Source organism: Lawsonibacter sp. OA9, from assembly GCF_022440585.1.
In genome coordinates this window covers 2,119,325-2,133,778 of the sequence record NZ_JAKNTI010000022.1, presented here as the reverse complement: position 1 = coordinate 2,133,778, position 14,454 = coordinate 2,119,325, and the positions used below count along the sequence as shown (strand labels likewise).

Annotated in this window: 12 protein-coding genes; 9 read left to right on the top strand and 3 right to left on the bottom strand. The window is 52.9% G+C overall.

Going from position 1 to position 14,454, the window contains the following annotated elements:
* Positions 1 to 42: 42 nt before the first annotated feature.
* The 3 genes from MCG44_RS11510 to MCG44_RS11500 all read right to left on the bottom strand — a co-directional run bounded on the left by MCG44_RS11510 (position 43) and on the right by MCG44_RS11500 (position 2,471).
* Entirely contained in the window at positions 43 to 915 is an 873-nt protein-coding gene (locus MCG44_RS11510; RefSeq protein WP_186851881.1) for a DegV family protein, read from the bottom strand.
* A gap of 57 nt (positions 916 to 972) precedes the next feature.
* Positions 973 to 1,509: a DUF1836 domain-containing protein gene (locus MCG44_RS11505; protein ID WP_186851882.1), complete on the bottom strand. Its 537-nt coding sequence runs from the start codon at positions 1,507 to 1,509 to the stop codon at positions 973 to 975.
* A gap of 74 nt (positions 1,510 to 1,583) precedes the next feature.
* Positions 1,584 to 2,471 carry a putative ABC transporter permease gene (locus tag MCG44_RS11500; protein WP_240288350.1) on the bottom strand — a complete coding sequence of 296 codons (888 nt, stop codon included), beginning with the start codon at positions 2,469 to 2,471 and terminating at the stop codon, positions 1,584 to 1,586.
* A 562-nt stretch (positions 2,472 to 3,033) separates the two neighbouring features.
* Here MCG44_RS11500 and MCG44_RS11495 point away from each other — a divergent pair.
* The 9 genes from MCG44_RS11495 to MCG44_RS11455 all read left to right on the top strand — a co-directional run bounded on the left by MCG44_RS11495 (position 3,034) and on the right by MCG44_RS11455 (position 14,450).
* Positions 3,034 to 3,828, top strand: a complete 795-nt coding sequence (locus MCG44_RS11495; protein ID WP_240288349.1) for an IclR family transcriptional regulator — start codon at positions 3,034 to 3,036, stop codon at positions 3,826 to 3,828.
* A 133-nt stretch (positions 3,829 to 3,961) separates the two neighbouring features.
* Positions 3,962 to 4,612 (top strand): RraA family protein, encoded by a 651-nt coding sequence (locus MCG44_RS11490; protein ID WP_412531144.1) that lies wholly within the window; start codon positions 3,962 to 3,964, stop codon positions 4,610 to 4,612.
* 12 nt (positions 4,613 to 4,624) lie between these two features.
* A complete protein-coding gene (ilvD, locus tag MCG44_RS11485) occupies positions 4,625 to 6,283 on the top strand; it encodes a dihydroxy-acid dehydratase (RefSeq protein ID WP_240288345.1) in 1,659 nt (552 codons plus the stop codon).
* A 45-nt stretch (positions 6,284 to 6,328) separates the two neighbouring features.
* Positions 6,329 to 7,372: a TRAP transporter substrate-binding protein gene (dctP, locus tag MCG44_RS11480; protein WP_240288343.1), complete on the top strand. Its 1,044-nt coding sequence runs from the start codon at positions 6,329 to 6,331 to the stop codon at positions 7,370 to 7,372.
* Positions 7,373 to 7,442: 70 nt separating this feature from the next.
* Positions 7,443 to 7,916, top strand: a complete 474-nt coding sequence (locus tag MCG44_RS11475) for a TRAP transporter small permease (RefSeq protein WP_240288341.1) — start codon at positions 7,443 to 7,445, stop codon at positions 7,914 to 7,916.
* Positions 7,913 to 9,196 carry a TRAP transporter large permease gene (locus tag MCG44_RS11470; RefSeq protein WP_240288339.1) on the top strand — a complete coding sequence of 428 codons (1,284 nt, stop codon included), beginning with the start codon at positions 7,913 to 7,915 and terminating at the stop codon, positions 9,194 to 9,196. The genes MCG44_RS11475 and MCG44_RS11470 overlap by 4 nt, the downstream gene beginning before the upstream one ends.
* Before the next feature lie 167 nt (positions 9,197 to 9,363).
* Complete coding sequence (locus MCG44_RS11465) at positions 9,364 to 10,317, top strand: C-terminal binding protein (RefSeq protein WP_240288338.1); 954 nt, start codon at positions 9,364 to 9,366, stop codon at positions 10,315 to 10,317.
* A gap of 413 nt (positions 10,318 to 10,730) precedes the next feature.
* Positions 10,731 to 13,358 carry a translation factor GTPase family protein gene (locus tag MCG44_RS11460; RefSeq protein WP_240288336.1) on the top strand — a complete coding sequence of 876 codons (2,628 nt, stop codon included), beginning with the start codon at positions 10,731 to 10,733 and terminating at the stop codon, positions 13,356 to 13,358.
* 36 nt (positions 13,359 to 13,394) lie between these two features.
* Entirely contained in the window at positions 13,395 to 14,450 is a 1,056-nt protein-coding gene (locus tag MCG44_RS11455; protein WP_240288334.1) for an NADH:flavin oxidoreductase, read from the top strand.
* Positions 14,451 to 14,454 lie beyond the last annotated feature (4 nt).

The window sequence follows — 14,454 nt, the reverse complement described above, 5'->3', positions numbered from 1 at the left end:
CCTGAATGTTCATTTTTCACCGCTCTGCGGCGTAGGGTGTGGTCAGCGCTCAGAACCTACATAAAACAGAGCCACCACGCCCGGACCAGTGTGGGCGCCGATCACAGGGCCCACATAGTTGATATAGATGGTCTGGACCCCAAAGCGGTCCCGCACCATCTGAGCCACCATTTCGGCGTCCTCCAAACAGTCGCCGTGGCTAATGAACACGGTCTGGTCGGCGGGGTCAACAGCGGTCAGCTCCATCTTATCCACCAGGGCCTTCAATGCGGCGGCACGGCCACGGGTCTTGCCGATGTTGATGAGATGACCCTCGTCGTCCACATGGATAATGGGCTTGATCTGAAGCATGGAGCCCACGACGGCGGTGGTGGCGGAGATACGGCCGCCCCGCTTCAGAAAGTGGAGGTCGTTCACCGTCACCTGGTGGCAGATAGATAGCTTATGGCTCACCACCCAGTCCCGGACCTCCTCGATGGAGCGGCCCTTCCGCTGTTCCTGAACGGCCAGCCACACCAACATGCCCTGTCCCAGGGAGGCACACAGGGTATCCACAGTATACACCTTGCGCTCAGGGTATTTTTCCCGCAATTCATCCACCGCGATGGCCGAGGAACTGAAGGTGGTGGACAGACCGGAGGAGAAAGCCAGGATCAGGATATCCTGTCCCGCCTGGAGTAAGGGCTCAATGAGCTCCGTATACTGGGCTACGTTGACCGCGGAAGTGGTGGCGGTATGGCCGTTCCGCAGCAGCTCGTAAAACTGGTGGGGGTCCATCTCCCGGTTGTCGGGGTAGTTATGGTAGATCTTTTCGTCCATCTCAAAGCTGAGCGGCAGGACCTGAACGCCCAGATCTCGAACCATATCGGCGCTGAGATCGGCAGAGGAGTCAGTAAGGATAACAAAGTCTGACATAATAAACACGCTCCTTGGGAAGAGGATAAGAAATGGGGAGAAGATGTCTTCAACAGGTCATTTCTTGGGCTTTTTGTGTTCCGCCGGTCCGAAGGACTGGAGGATATCCAGGATCCGGGCACAGGCCAGCTGGTTGGCATAGCTCCGCAGGGCCAGGTCTAGAGCGATGCGGGGCAGATCCTCTCGCTGGGCATCGGCGTCAAAGCTCTGGGCAGTATCGGTCAAAGCCCGGTCCAGAGCGGAACAGAAGTAGTTGTACAGCGCCTCTGGGTCCTGCCCTTTGGCCTTACGGCCAGCGCTGATAAGAACGCCGGTATCCCGGACAGAGAGTACCTTTTTCAGGGCGCACACCGCAGTGAGGTAGCCCAGGTGGACCGGGCCGTACCGCTTGCCGTCCGCACGGGGGACCAACCCGTCCTTGATATAGTTGTTGACCATGGCGGAGGTCAGGGACTCCCCCTCGCCAAAGCGGATCAGCTGCCGGGGCATATAGGCGATGATCTGGTCCATATACAGGGCCAGGTCCGGCAACTCCTCCCAGGGGGTGGGACGCTCCCGCTCCATACGGTCCTTGAGATCCAGCAGTTCCTCCACAGAAATGGCCTCCTTTTTGATTATGATTATCATTATGCTATCATAAAGCGGAAAAAATTACAACGGAATATTTGCTACTGGCCCATGCGTCGGCGCAGCCGCTCCAGCGCCTCCTTGTACCGGGTGGAACGGAGCCCAGGGAAGGCCTTGAACAGCCGGTGCTGGCCAAAGCTGTCCCGGTCCAGCAGCTCCTGAATACTCTCCTTCCAATCCTGAAGCTGGCGGCGGTATTGCTCCCGGCGCTCCTCCAAATGATCCTGAAGGTCTTCCCTGAAATCGCCCAGGTCCTCCCGCAAGCCCTCCTGGCGCTGGGCAAGGCGGTCGGTGAGCTCCTCCAGTTCCTCCTTCCAGTCGGATCCTTTCTCAGCGGCATCCAGCACTCGCTCGGCCAGGTCCTCTCCAAAATCGTTGGAGGCGTCCTTGATTTTGGCAGCCAGCTGGTCCAACTGAGAGAGGCGGCGGTTGAGCTTGGCGATGGTACGGACCGTGGCGGCCAGGTCCACCGCCATGACAGCGGCCAGAAGGGCCAGCAGCGTCCAGCCAAGTCCCCTTGGTACCAGCCGGATGACCAGTAGGACTGAGGGGTGGAGGAGCTTGACTACGAACAAGCAGGCCAGACCCCAGGCAATGGAAAACCGGAGACAAATATAGCCGTTGAGGTTGAAGGGCTGGTCAGAGTAATCCCACCAGCGCTGGTGAAATATTTTTTCCAGCACAAAGCCAGTGGCCCATTCCAGAGCGGAGGTCAAGACAACGGAACTCAGGAACAGCAGCAGGAGGTTGCTCTTCAGAGGCTCCAGAAAGGCCAGCACGATGACCACTCCAAAGCCGTAGACAGGGCACCAGGGGCCGTTGAGAAATCCCCGGTTGACAAAGCGGCCCGTGACCAGGGCGGCATAGCTGACCTCGGTACACCAGCCCAGAAAGGCGTAGACGAAAAAGATAAATAAAAATTGATACACAGGGGACCTCCTGCCAATGCGATCTATGGTAAGAACGACATAGTATACCGCATTTCTATGTAAAAGTCCAGAGAAAGTAGCCGGAAAGTGGAAAAAATGGGAAGGGAACTACCTTGACAGTGGACCGGGGACATTGTATGCTGGATAAAAATGAGAAAGATCGTAAGGGAGGGCTAAGTATATGTGGACAGACGGTTTCACTAAAAATCGTATTATAGAAGATGACGGTTTTTCGAAAAATATCTCGAGTACATAAGGCCTATTGGGTATAACAACTGGAGTAATCGTTCTCCCTGGCTAAATGAAGAAGACAAGACATTTTTGACAATACACTAAGTCCATATCTGAATGAGCAAATACAGCAGATTCGGTGGAAGTTCTAAGTGCTGAACCTTTGGCAAGCTTTGCAAGTAGAAATGCCCGCTCCAGTGGTTGTGTGAAAAAGCCAAAAAACGAATAGGAAATCTGTTCAGATAGTCGAAAAAAAGATTCTGTATTGACAGTAAATAAAGCAAGGTGTAGAATAAGCAAAAAAAGAAAAAGAGTTTTATAGAACAAAACTATGAAAAATATGGAAAAGAAGAATGATTATACTATTGCATCTGTCCAACGTGCACTGCGAATTTTAAAACTGTTTGATAACCAACATAAAGAGATGACCTTGACAGAGATTAGCAACCGGGCTGATATGCGCAAAGGGACTATGCTACGTATTCTAGAGACTTTACGAGCAGAACATTTTGTGCGCTACGACGGCCGAACGAAGCGGTATCAGTTGGGGGTAGCGATTTATATGCTCTCCGCCAGTGCCTTCTCATTTAACGATTTAGCCTCTGTGGTAAGGAGCTATGCAGAGAGTGTTACACGGGAGTTGAACTTGGTCGCCCACCTGGGAGTGCTTCAAGAGGACAAAATTGTGCTGATTGATCGAGTGCTTCCAAACAGCAATTTTTCTGTCTATGATCTATACTCCATTATTGGAGGGGAGATTGAACCGCACTGTACTGGTGTTGGTAAGGTAATCAGTGCCTTTGCCGATCCTGAAACTCGCAAAAGACTGTTAGACACCTGTAGTTTTGCACGTAAATCTCCCAATACCATTACTGACCGGCGGGAATACGAAATGGTGCTGGAGAAGGTCCGGCAACAAGGCTATGCCGTTAATGTAGGGGAGAATGAGGAGTACCTAAAGTGTATTACTTATCCCATTTTTGATGCAAAACATGAAATCATGGCTGCTTTGAGTCTGACGGGAGTGATTCAGTGCTTTACCCAAGAGTTGGATGATAGCTGCCACAAAGCTCTGCGGCGGATTACAGCCCAGGTATCCCAGGAGTTTGGGGCGGGTATTATATAAAGTTGTTTATAGTAAAGACATGGGAAATCATGTTTTTACTATAGATATAAAATAAAAAAGAGTTTTGTACAACAAAACTAATAGGGGCGATTAGATGAGACAATGGAAGAATGACAAAGAACTATTTGCACTAATGAAAACCTACCTTTACACTGCCGTGGTAGGGGATATCATGGATGAGATAGGACTGCAGAATCAGTTTCTGCCCCAGAGGATTAGGCCATTGAAAGAGAACATGATACTGGCAGGCAGAGCGATGACCGTGTTAGAGAGCGATCTGGTTTCTGACGGCTGCGGTACCCACAATCCAGCATTGGGAAGTTCCTTTGGTCTGATGCTGGATGCTCTAGATGATTTAAAAGAGGACGAGGTCTATGTCTGTTCTGGATCCTCCGATACCTACGCTCTGGTGGGAGAGCTGATGGCTACTAGAGCTAAACACCTTAAGGCGGCCGGCTTTGCAGTCAACGGGTTTATCCGAGACACATGGGGAATTTTGAACCTGGAAATTCCCACCTTTAGCTATGGCAGTTATGCCCAGGATCAGGCTCCTCGGGGCAAGGTACTGGATTACCGGGTACCCATTTTGGTGGGACAGGTTCGAGTGAATCCTGGGGATATAATCTTTGGTGACATCGACGGCGTACTGGTAATTCCCCAAGCCCAAGAGAGTGAAATCATCCAGCGGGCTTATGAAAAAGCCACTGGGGAAAAGACGGTGGGGGAAGCCATTAAGTCGGGAATGTCTGCCAAGGCAGCCTTTGAAAAATACGGCATCATGTGAGTAGGTGAAGCCATGAAAGAAAATAATATCCTATCTGGTGAACAGGGGGCACTCAAGCGGGCACTATATAAGTCTATGGGCTTTTCTGACAGTCAGCTCCGTAAACCGGTGATTGCCATTGCTAACAGTTATACTAACGCTACCCCCGGACATTATATACTCAATCAACTGTGCGAACAGGTAAAAGCAGGGATTTTGGCTGCTGGTGGAACTCCCATGGTATTTTCTACGGTGGCTCCCTGTGACGGCATAGCTGAGGGACATGAGGGAATGCGTTACATTCTTCCTACCCGGGACCTGATCGCGTCTACTGTAGAGTGTATGGTCCGGGCCCACCGTTTCGATGGGTTAGTTCTGCTGGGCTCCTGTGATAAAATCGTCCCAGGGATGCTTATGGCTGCCGCGCGGCTGGAGATGCCTGCTATTTTTCTCAACGGCGGCCCTATGATGCCCGCCTGTTACAAAGGAAAACATTATGATGGCAATATTATTACCGAGGCCATTGGTTGGAAGCGCCAGGGGAAAATAGATGAGGCGGAGTTTGCACGTATTGAAAATCTGGCTGAACCCTGTGTTGGCTCCTGCGCTATGCTGGGTACGGCCAACACTATGTGTTCTCTGGCTGAGAGTCTGGGGTTAGCCCTACCGGGTACAGCTGCCATTCCTGCCGTGATGGCAGCTCGAATGGAAGCGGGGGTGCGAACCGGTGAGGCTATTATGGAGTTGGTACACCGTGGTATTACTAGCAAGGATATCCTTACCCGCAACACCTTTGAAAATGCGATGATCCACCTGCTTTCCATGGGGGGCTCTACCAACGGAATTTTACATCTCCAAGCTATTTACCATGAGGCGGGACTGGGAGAGTTGGAGTTGGAGGCCTTTGATTCCCTCAGCCGGAAGGTGCCTCAGGTAGCTTCAATTTATCCTGCGTCGGAGCATGATATGGTGGACTATTATGAGGCGGGCGGCGTACCTGCTATCCTCAGAGAACTGCGGCCTCTGCTTCACTTAGAAGAGATGACAGTGACTGGACACACAGTGGAAGAGAACCTGGAAAAGTTTCCAGATACCACTCGCCGGGAGATTATCCGTCCTTTAAGCGACCCATTTTCCCAGAGCGGTGGTGTGGCAGTACTCAAAGGTAACATTGCCCCGAATGGATGTGTAATCAAGCCGGCTGCTGTACCGGCGCATATGTTCCACTACCGGGGGGTGGCACAGGTATTTCATACAGAGGAGTCCTCCTATGAGGCGGTGCTCCGGGGGGACGTAAAGCCAGGCACCTGCATGGTACTGATGTATGAAGGCCCTAAAGGGGGACCCGGAATGCCCGAAATGTATAAGACTATGAAGTATCTGGAGGGAATGGGCCTATCCGACAGTTGTGCTCTGATTACAGATGGGCGTTTCTCTGGTTCGAACCGTGGACTTTTTGTTGGCCACATCTCCCCTGAAGCATACGAGGGGGGTGATTTTGCCCTAATTGAGAACGGGGATGAGATTGAAATCGACATTGAGGCGCGTTCGATCTCCCTTCACGTGTCCCAACAGGAGTTGGAGTTGCGGCGGGCACGGCTAGAACTCCCCCAAAAGGAGATCAAACGGGGATATCTGCGAACCTATCAACGTATCAGCACCTCAGCAGCTAAGGGAGCCATTGTGGAGTAATCGGAGAAGATAAAATTTTTCAAATATTTTAAGGAGGAAGAGAACATGAAAAAGATAATCGCACTTATCCTGAGCCTTTCTATGACGCTCTCACTGACGGCCTGCGGAGGTAGTCCAGCCCCGTCCACTTCTAGTGGTGATACATTTACCTCCACCAATACCCAAGCCAAGACTATGAAGGTTTCCATTGGTGTACCTGAATCGCACTTTGAGTACGTAGCTTGCGAGAAAATGAAGGAGCACATTGAGACATCGACAAACGGTTCTATCAAGGTAGAGCTCTATGCTTCCAACCAGATTGGCAACGACCAGGAAGTGTTTGAGGGCCTGTCTCTGGGAGTGGCCCAGATGCTTCCCTGTGGCAGCGATATCATCGGCAATTTTTGCCCAGAATACAGTTTACTTTCCCTGCCTTATCTGTTTGATGACATTGAGCAGGTAGACGAGGTAATGACCGGTGAGTTTGGCCAGGCTCTTCTGGATAAGTTGGATGAGCTTGGCTATGTGGGCTTGGGTTTTGGTGATTTCGGATTTCGCCATGTTACCAATAATATACGCCCCATCGAGACAGTGGAGGACATGAAGGGCCTGAAGATCCGCACTATGACCGTTCCCATCCACTTGGAGATGTTTGAGGCTATGGGCGCTAACCCAACCCCCATGAATAGCAGCGAGGTATTTTCTGCTCTGCAGCAAGGTGTGGTGGACGGACAGGAGAACCCCTGTAGCAACATTTACTCTAATAAGTATCACGAAGTTCAGAAATACTTGACTCTGGACGGTCATGTCTTTACCTTTGTCACTTTTGTGTGCGCCAAGGACTGGTTCGAGAGTTTGAGCGAGGTTGAGCAGACCGCTATCCGTGAGGGCGTGGACATTGCTACTGAATATATGAGCCAGGCATGTACTGCTGAAGATGAGACTGCCTTGGAAGCCATGATTGCTGAGGGGTTACAGGTGACTGAACTGACTGAAGAGGCCAAGGATGGCTTCCGTGACGCTGTGGCCGATGTCCGTGATCGTAACGGCAATGCTATCAATCCTGAGATGTATCAGCAGATGATGCAGGCCATTGAGGCTGCCGCGTAACAAGGCCATTTCGAGGCAGTGCTGTGACGAAACGGTACTGCCTCGAACAATTTAAGAAAGAGGTGAACCTGTGAAAAAGTCAAAAAAACCACTGGAATATTATCTCACAACTATACTGTTTACTCTGCTGATTCTGGTATGCTTTCTACAGGTGCTATTTCGCTTTGTGTTCAGCCTACCCTTGGCTTGGACAGAGGAATTGTCCAGGTATCTGTTTATCCTGCTGGTCTATGTAGGGGCCAGTGCCGCGGCAGGTGAGGGCAAGCATGTTCGGGTAGAGATTATCGACAGCGTATTACCCGCCAAGGCAAGCAAGGCATTGAATATCGTAGTACAACTTCTATGCGCTTTGATTTCTTTGGTTATTGCCTTTAACCTAAAAGACATGATTTTGAATGCTGACCGCATGAATCAACAATCTGCTGCCCTGCGTCTGCCAATGGCGGTACTGTATGTACTGGTGGCTGTCATGTTTGTTCTGATTGCCGCACGGTTTCTACAACGGATCGTACATCTAATGAAGAAGGGGGAGGATGAGACATGAGTACCTTTATTATGATGATGGTCGTGTTCCTGGCGCTAGTATTTTTGGGGGTTCCTGTCTCCTTCAGTATTGGTATCTCTACAATGGCCGGCGTGTTGACCACTGGGATGCCGCTGGCCTTTATGTCTCAGTTGGCGTTTACAGGGCTTGACTCTTATACCTACATCGCTATTCCCATGTTCATTCTATCTGGCTATTTGATGGAGACGGGCGGACTGTCTAAGCGGCTGATGCACTTTGCCTCCAGCCTGGTAGGCAATGTTTCTGGTGGGCTCGGCATCATTGCGGTGCTGTTCTGCACCTTCTTTGCGGCTATATCCGGTTCCTCCCCTGGTACGGTAGCTGCTGTAGGGGCCATGATGGTTCCTCCCATGGTGGAAAAACACTATGACCGGGACTTTAGCGCCGCCCTCATTGCTAGTGCAGGTTCCCTAGGCGTGCTTATTCCGCCCTCTATCCCTATGGTGCTCTACTGTATCGCCGGTGAGGTATCCATCGGTGAAATGTTTATGGCTGGGTTTATCCCAGGATTCATTATGGCCGCCGCACTGGCTGTGACTACCTATGTAATCGCAAAAAAGAATGGCTACCGTTCGGATGAAGGCAAATTCTCCTGGCGGCGGGTTGGAGAATCCTTCCGGCAGGCCATCTGGCCTCTGCTCTCTCCGGTCATTATTCTAGGAGGCATTTATAGCGGTATTTTTACTGCTACTGAGGCCGCTGTGGTTGCAGTGATCTACTCGCTAATTATTGGCCTTTTTGTGACCAAAGAACTGAGGATGAAAGATCTACCGGGGCTGCTGTATAAAACAGCGGTTACCTCCGGTACCACCGTATTTATCCTGGCTTTTGCCATTGCCTTCTCCCGGTACCTGACAATTCAAAATATCCCCAAGATGGTAGGCGAGCTTATCCTGGGAATATCTAATAGTCCTTATGTGCTGCTGACCCTATTCGCTGTACTGGTACTTATTACTGGTACCTTCCTGGAGACAGCATCTCAGGTGCTTATTTATACTCCTCTCTTCCTTCCACCTCTCATGTCCATGGGGGTAAGCCCGTTGCAATTTGGCATTGTGCTGACCGTTGGAACTATGCTGGGTATGATGACTCCGCCTGTAGGTATCAATTTGTTTGTGGCCCAAGGGGTCAGCGGAGCAAAGTTGAGCGGTATGACTCGCAAGATTATCCCCTTCCTACTAGTCATGTTTGCCGTACAGCTGGTGCTGGTCTTTGTGCCCCAGATTTCTACCTTCCTGCCTGATCTGCTGGCAAGCTGATATATAATAAGGACGAAGATTTAAGATGCAAAGGTCTGGCTGATTGAGGGGAGAGCCGCTTTGCCGGAGACTTGCCATGCGGCCATCGTACCAAACAACCTCAACGGACTGCTGCGCTTGGCTAACACCTATGTGATAAGGTCCGATAAAGAGAAAGGAGCAAGGCAATGAGAGTTGTTTTGACTGACTATGCCTATGACACCCTGCAGCCTTTTAATGATGTATACCAGGCGGCAAGAGTGGAATTTATCCCTCTCCAGTGTAAGAATAAGCAGGAGATCATGCAAGCTACGGAGTTTGCCGATGGTGTGATGACGCACTACGCCCACATTGACAAAGAGATTATTGACAACCTGAAAAATTGTAAGATTATCATTCGTAGTGCTGTAGGGGTAGAAAACATTGACGTAGAGGCCGCCATTCAGAGGGGCATCCCCGTGGCCAACGTTCCCGACTATTGCATTGAGGAGGTCTCCGACTATGTGATACTTCTACTACTGGCAAGCGCCAAAAGATTCTGTATGCTGGAGCAAATGGTCCAGCGGGCTGAGTGGGACTACGCCATCACAAAGCCTTCCGATACCATCCATGGTAAAACATTAGGACTGGTGGGCTGTGGTAATATTGCCCGAGCAGTAGCCCGGAAGGCTAAGGTATTCGACATGGATGTTATAGGTTGCGATCCCTGTGTGACGGAGCAGGAGGCAACTAAATACGGCATCCGGCTGCTGCCCCAGGAGAAAGTTCTGCAGTATAGCGATTTCCTCTCCTTACACGCCCCTCTGAACCGATACACCAAACATATGATTAATCAGGAGACACTGAGCCAGATGAAGCCGGGGGCTATTCTCATCAATACTGCTCGGGGACCGCTGGTGGATGAACAGGCACTGAGGGAGGCAGTACTGAGCGGACACATAGCCGGGGCGGCACTGGACGTGCTCAACGAGGAGCCTATTCGAGCAGATTCTGCTCTGCTGGGGTTGGAGCAGATCATCCTTACACCCCACTGCGCATGGTACTCAGAAACGGCCATGCATACCCTGCTAAAAAGCGCAGCGGAAGAGGTGGTTCGGGCTCTGAAAGGAAAACCCTTGCACCATCCAGTGAGCCATAACTGATTCATGAATGTGTTCAGCTAGTTCGATTTTTGTATCGAAAAGGATACCTTTCTAGCTCCTCCAAGTTAATTTGTGGAAAAATCGAGTGTATTAGCAAAGGAGAACCCTTAGCGACAAAAGAGAACTCCCATCTGACTTCTAACAAAAAGTCAGATGGGAGTTTTTACATACAATGAAAACTGTTATCTGACGATTAATCCGTAAGTTACATCATATATAGATGTTTTTACACATAAATCTCCTCTAGATTCTACAAAAGCAGATCCTCATTTTTACCAGTCTCCGCATTCTTACGCTTTTATAAAAATATCTATCGACTGATGTTTTTTCCTGTGTTATAATTTTCTATTAAATGCTTGTATATCCTCTTAAGGTGGGGAGTGAATGTAATGGGTGATGGACCAGGGAAAAAAATGGCTAAACGAATTTGCATGGGGGTTTTGGCCCATGTGGATAGCGGCAAGACCACACTCTCCGAGGGGCTGCTGTATCTGAGCGGTGCCCTGCGGAAGCTGGGGCGGGTAGATCATCAGGACGCCTTTCTGGATACAGATACTCAGGAGCGGGAGAGAGGCATTACCATCTTCTCCAAGCAGGCGGAGTTCTCCTATGGGGGAACAGCCTTCACCCTGCTGGACACCCCAGGGCATGTGGATTTCTCCGCGGAGATGGAGCGATCTCTCCAGGTGCTGGACTGCGCCGTTTTGGTGGTCAGCGGCACTGACGGCATCCAGGGCCATACCCGCACGCTGTGGAAGCTGTTGGACAAGCACAAAATACCCACGTTTCTATTTATAAATAAGATGGACTTGGCGGGCAGCGACCGAGACGCCCTGCTGGCCCAGCTCCAGGCCAGACTGGACAGCGGCTGCCTGGATTTCTCTCAGGGGATCGGCTCAATTCAAGAGGATCTAGCCGCCTGCGACGAGGCGTTATTGGAACACTATCTGGAGGGAATGGAAGTCACAGAGGAGGATGCGGCCGATCTGGTGACCCGTCGGCTCATCTTTCCCTGCTTCTTTGGCTCCGCACTCAAGCTGGAGGGGGTGGGGGAGCTGCTGGACGGCCTGGCTGCTTACGCCTCTGCTCCCCAGTATGGTCCGGAGTTTGGAGCGCGGGTGTTCAAGATCGCCAGGGACGGCAGCGACCGGCTGACCTATGTGAAGGTCACCGGCGGCACGCTCCGGGTCCGGACCGCTTTGGGAGGAGAGGGCTGGCAGGAGAAGGTCAACCAGATCCGGATCTACTCCGGACCCAAATATCAGACTGTGGACGAGGCGCCAGCTGGCACGGTGTGCGCCCTGACCGGCCTGACCCATACCCGGCCTGGGGATGGGCTTGGAGGGGAAGCCGGGCGGTGGGAGCCGGAGCTGGAGCCACCTCTCACCTACCAGGTGGTCCTGCCCCATGGGTGTGATGTCCACGCCATGCTGCGGAACCTGCGGCAGTTAGAGGAGGAGGACCCCCAGCTCCGGGTGGTGTGGAACGAGGCTCTGGGAGAGATACATCTCCGACTTATGGGCGAGATACAGCTGGAGGTGATGACCCGTCTGATCCGGGAGCGGTTCGGGGTGGAGGTGTCCTTCGGAGCTGGATCCATCGTTTACCGGGAGACAATCTCTGGCCCAGTGGAGGGGGTAGGCCACTTCGAGCCCCTGCGCCACTATGCCGAGGTACACCTGCTGCTGGAGCCGGGGGAGCGGGGAAGCGGGCTGCGCTTTGCCTCCTCCTGCTCGGCGGACCAGCTGGACCTGAACTGGCAGCGGTTGATTCTCACTCATCTCGAAGAGAAGGAGCACCAGGGAGTGCTCACCGGCTCCCCCATAACGGACATGAAGATCACACTGGTGGCCGGCCGGGCCCATCTGAAACACACCGAGGGGGGCGACTTCCGCCAGGCCACCTACCGAGCGGTGCGCCAGGGGCTGATGCAGGCGGAGAGTATTCTGCTGGAGCCCCATTACGAATTCCAACTGGAGCTGCCCCCGGACTGTGTGGGCCGGGCCATGACCGACCTCCAGGCCATGGGGGGAGCTGTGGACGCCCCAGAACAGGAGGGAGAGCTGGTCCTCCTCTCCGGTCACGGGCCGGTGGCTGGCCTGCGGAACTACTGGCGGGAGGTGGCCTCCTACACCCGAGGCCGTGGCCGCTTAAACTGTGCGCTTCGGGGCTATGAACCCTGTGCTGACCAGGAGAGCATCGTTGCCCAATTTAGCTACGACCCGGAGCGGGATGTGGAAAATACCCCCGACTCTGTGTTCTGTTCCCATGGGGCAGGCGTCAACGTGAAATGGAGCGAGGTACGGGACCATATGCACGTGGACAGCGGCCTGCGCCTAGGGCTGGAGCGCCCACGGCAGGCTGAGGCCCCTCCCGCCGGCAGACAGCGGACCTACTCTAGCGGAAGTCTGGAGCAGGACAAGGAACTCCAGGCCATTTTCGAGCGGACCTATGGCAAGGTGGAGCCGCGGGCCTTCCAACCCCAGAAAAAGCCGGCGCGGACCAGCCTCAGCGACGAGAAGTACGCCATCCGTGCCCAAAAGACTGGGCCGGAGTACCTGCTTGTGGACGGATACAACATCATTTTCGCCTGGGAGGAGCTGAAGCGGATAGCGCAGCAGGACGTGGCTGCCGCCCGTTCTACGCTGGCTGATATCCTGTCCAACTACCAGGGCTTTCGAAACTGTGTGGTCATTTTGGTCTTTGACGCCTATAAAGTGAAGGGGAACCCAGGCTCGGTGGAAAAGGTCAACGGTATCTATGTGGTGTACACCAAGGAGGCGGAAACTGCCGACGCCTATATTGAAAAAACGACCTATGACCTGGGGAGAGACCATCGGGTGCGGGTGGCCACCTCCGACGGGCTGGAGCAGATGATCATTCTGGGCCACGGGGCTCTGCGCCTGTCCGCCAGAGCCTTCAAGACGGAGGTGGAGGAGAGCCAGGGGCAGATTGCCAAGCTGGTGGCCCAGCACAACCAGGGAAACCGGGAGTGGAACAAGCTGGGGCGCACTGCCCGTATTACTGGGAAAGACCTGTAAGCCCACAGGAATATTTGGATGGATGGTGAGGAGTCTATGCATTACAAACTGTTTGAAACGGCCCGGCTTGGGCCTCTCCACTTAAAAAATAGGACGGTCCGCTCAGCGACCAATGAACACCTCTCGACCCCGGATGGGCAGATCACGCCAGCTTGGGTCCAGGTGCAGAGAGAGCTAGCCGAGCAGGAAGTAGGTCTTATTATTACCGGCCACATGACGGTAGACCGCTCTCAGCGCGCCGACGAGGGACAGGTGGTGTTGGACCGGCGGATCGACCATGTCCTGTTGCGCCAGGCCGCGGAGGAGGTACACCGGGCTGGTGGCCGGATTGTGGCCCAGATCAGTCACAGCGGGTTGAAGGGAATGGAGAAAGTCAACGGATGCCGTCCAAAGGGACCGGATGATTTTACGGAGGAAGAGCTGGACCAACTGGTAGAGCAGTTCATTGACGGAGCACGGATATGTCAGGCGGCCGGACTGGACGGGGTGCAGGTCCACCATGCCCACGGCTATCTCCTGTCCAATTTTCTGAACCCCCAGGAGAATCACCGGACAGACAGCTATGGCGGCTGCCTGGAGAATCGCTTCCGCCTGCCGGCAAGAATTCTGGCTGGCGTGCGCGCGGCCTGTGGGCCGGAGTTCGCGCTGCTGGTCAAGGTGGACTCCAATGGATGCGGAGATCTGCGTGCTCTTCTGCGGCTCTGCCAGAGGGCCGGCGTAGATGGAATAGAGATCAGCGGACTTGATTTTGCCACCCGGGCAGGGGAGAAAAAGCCATTCTTTCTCCATGAGATCATGGAGGCCAGAGAGGGCGTTGAGGTGCCGCTGATTCCAGTAGGAGGAGTTTTCTCCCGTAAGACAGCGGAACAGGTGCTGGAAGCCGGGTTCCCCTTTGTGTCATTTAGCCGAAGCCTGATCTGCCAGCCTGATTTTATCTCCCACATGAAGGAAAATCCAGAGGCGGAGAGCCGCTGCTTTGCCTGTAATGGGTGTTATAAAATTTATCGCCAACGCCCTGTACGCTGCGTACAGCACACACAGCCGCTCAAACAACTGGAAATAGTATTCGGGCCGTACCACCAAAAGGACTAGGCAA

Excerpts from the sequence above, each read along its gene's own strand:
- dctP (WP_240288343.1), top strand. The coding sequence starts at position 6,329 with ATGAAAAAGATAATCGCACTTATCCTGAGCCTTTCTATGACGCTCTCA.
- MCG44_RS11455 (WP_240288334.1), top strand. The coding sequence starts at position 13,395 with ATGCATTACAAACTGTTTGAAACGGCCCGGCTTGGGCCTCTCCACTTA.
- MCG44_RS11490 (WP_412531144.1), top strand. The coding sequence starts at position 3,962 with ATGAAAACCTACCTTTACACTGCCGTGGTAGGGGATATCATGGATGAG.
- MCG44_RS11465 (WP_240288338.1), top strand. The coding sequence starts at position 9,364 with ATGAGAGTTGTTTTGACTGACTATGCCTATGACACCCTGCAGCCTTTT.
- MCG44_RS11495 (WP_240288349.1), top strand. The coding sequence starts at position 3,034 with ATGAAAAATATGGAAAAGAAGAATGATTATACTATTGCATCTGTCCAA.
- MCG44_RS11510 (WP_186851881.1), bottom strand. The coding sequence starts at position 915 with ATGTCAGACTTTGTTATCCTTACTGACTCCTCTGCCGATCTCAGCGCC.
- MCG44_RS11460 (WP_240288336.1), top strand. The coding sequence starts at position 10,731 with ATGGCTAAACGAATTTGCATGGGGGTTTTGGCCCATGTGGATAGCGGC.
- MCG44_RS11470 (WP_240288339.1), top strand. The coding sequence starts at position 7,913 with ATGAGTACCTTTATTATGATGATGGTCGTGTTCCTGGCGCTAGTATTT.
- ilvD (WP_240288345.1), top strand. The coding sequence starts at position 4,625 with ATGAAAGAAAATAATATCCTATCTGGTGAACAGGGGGCACTCAAGCGG.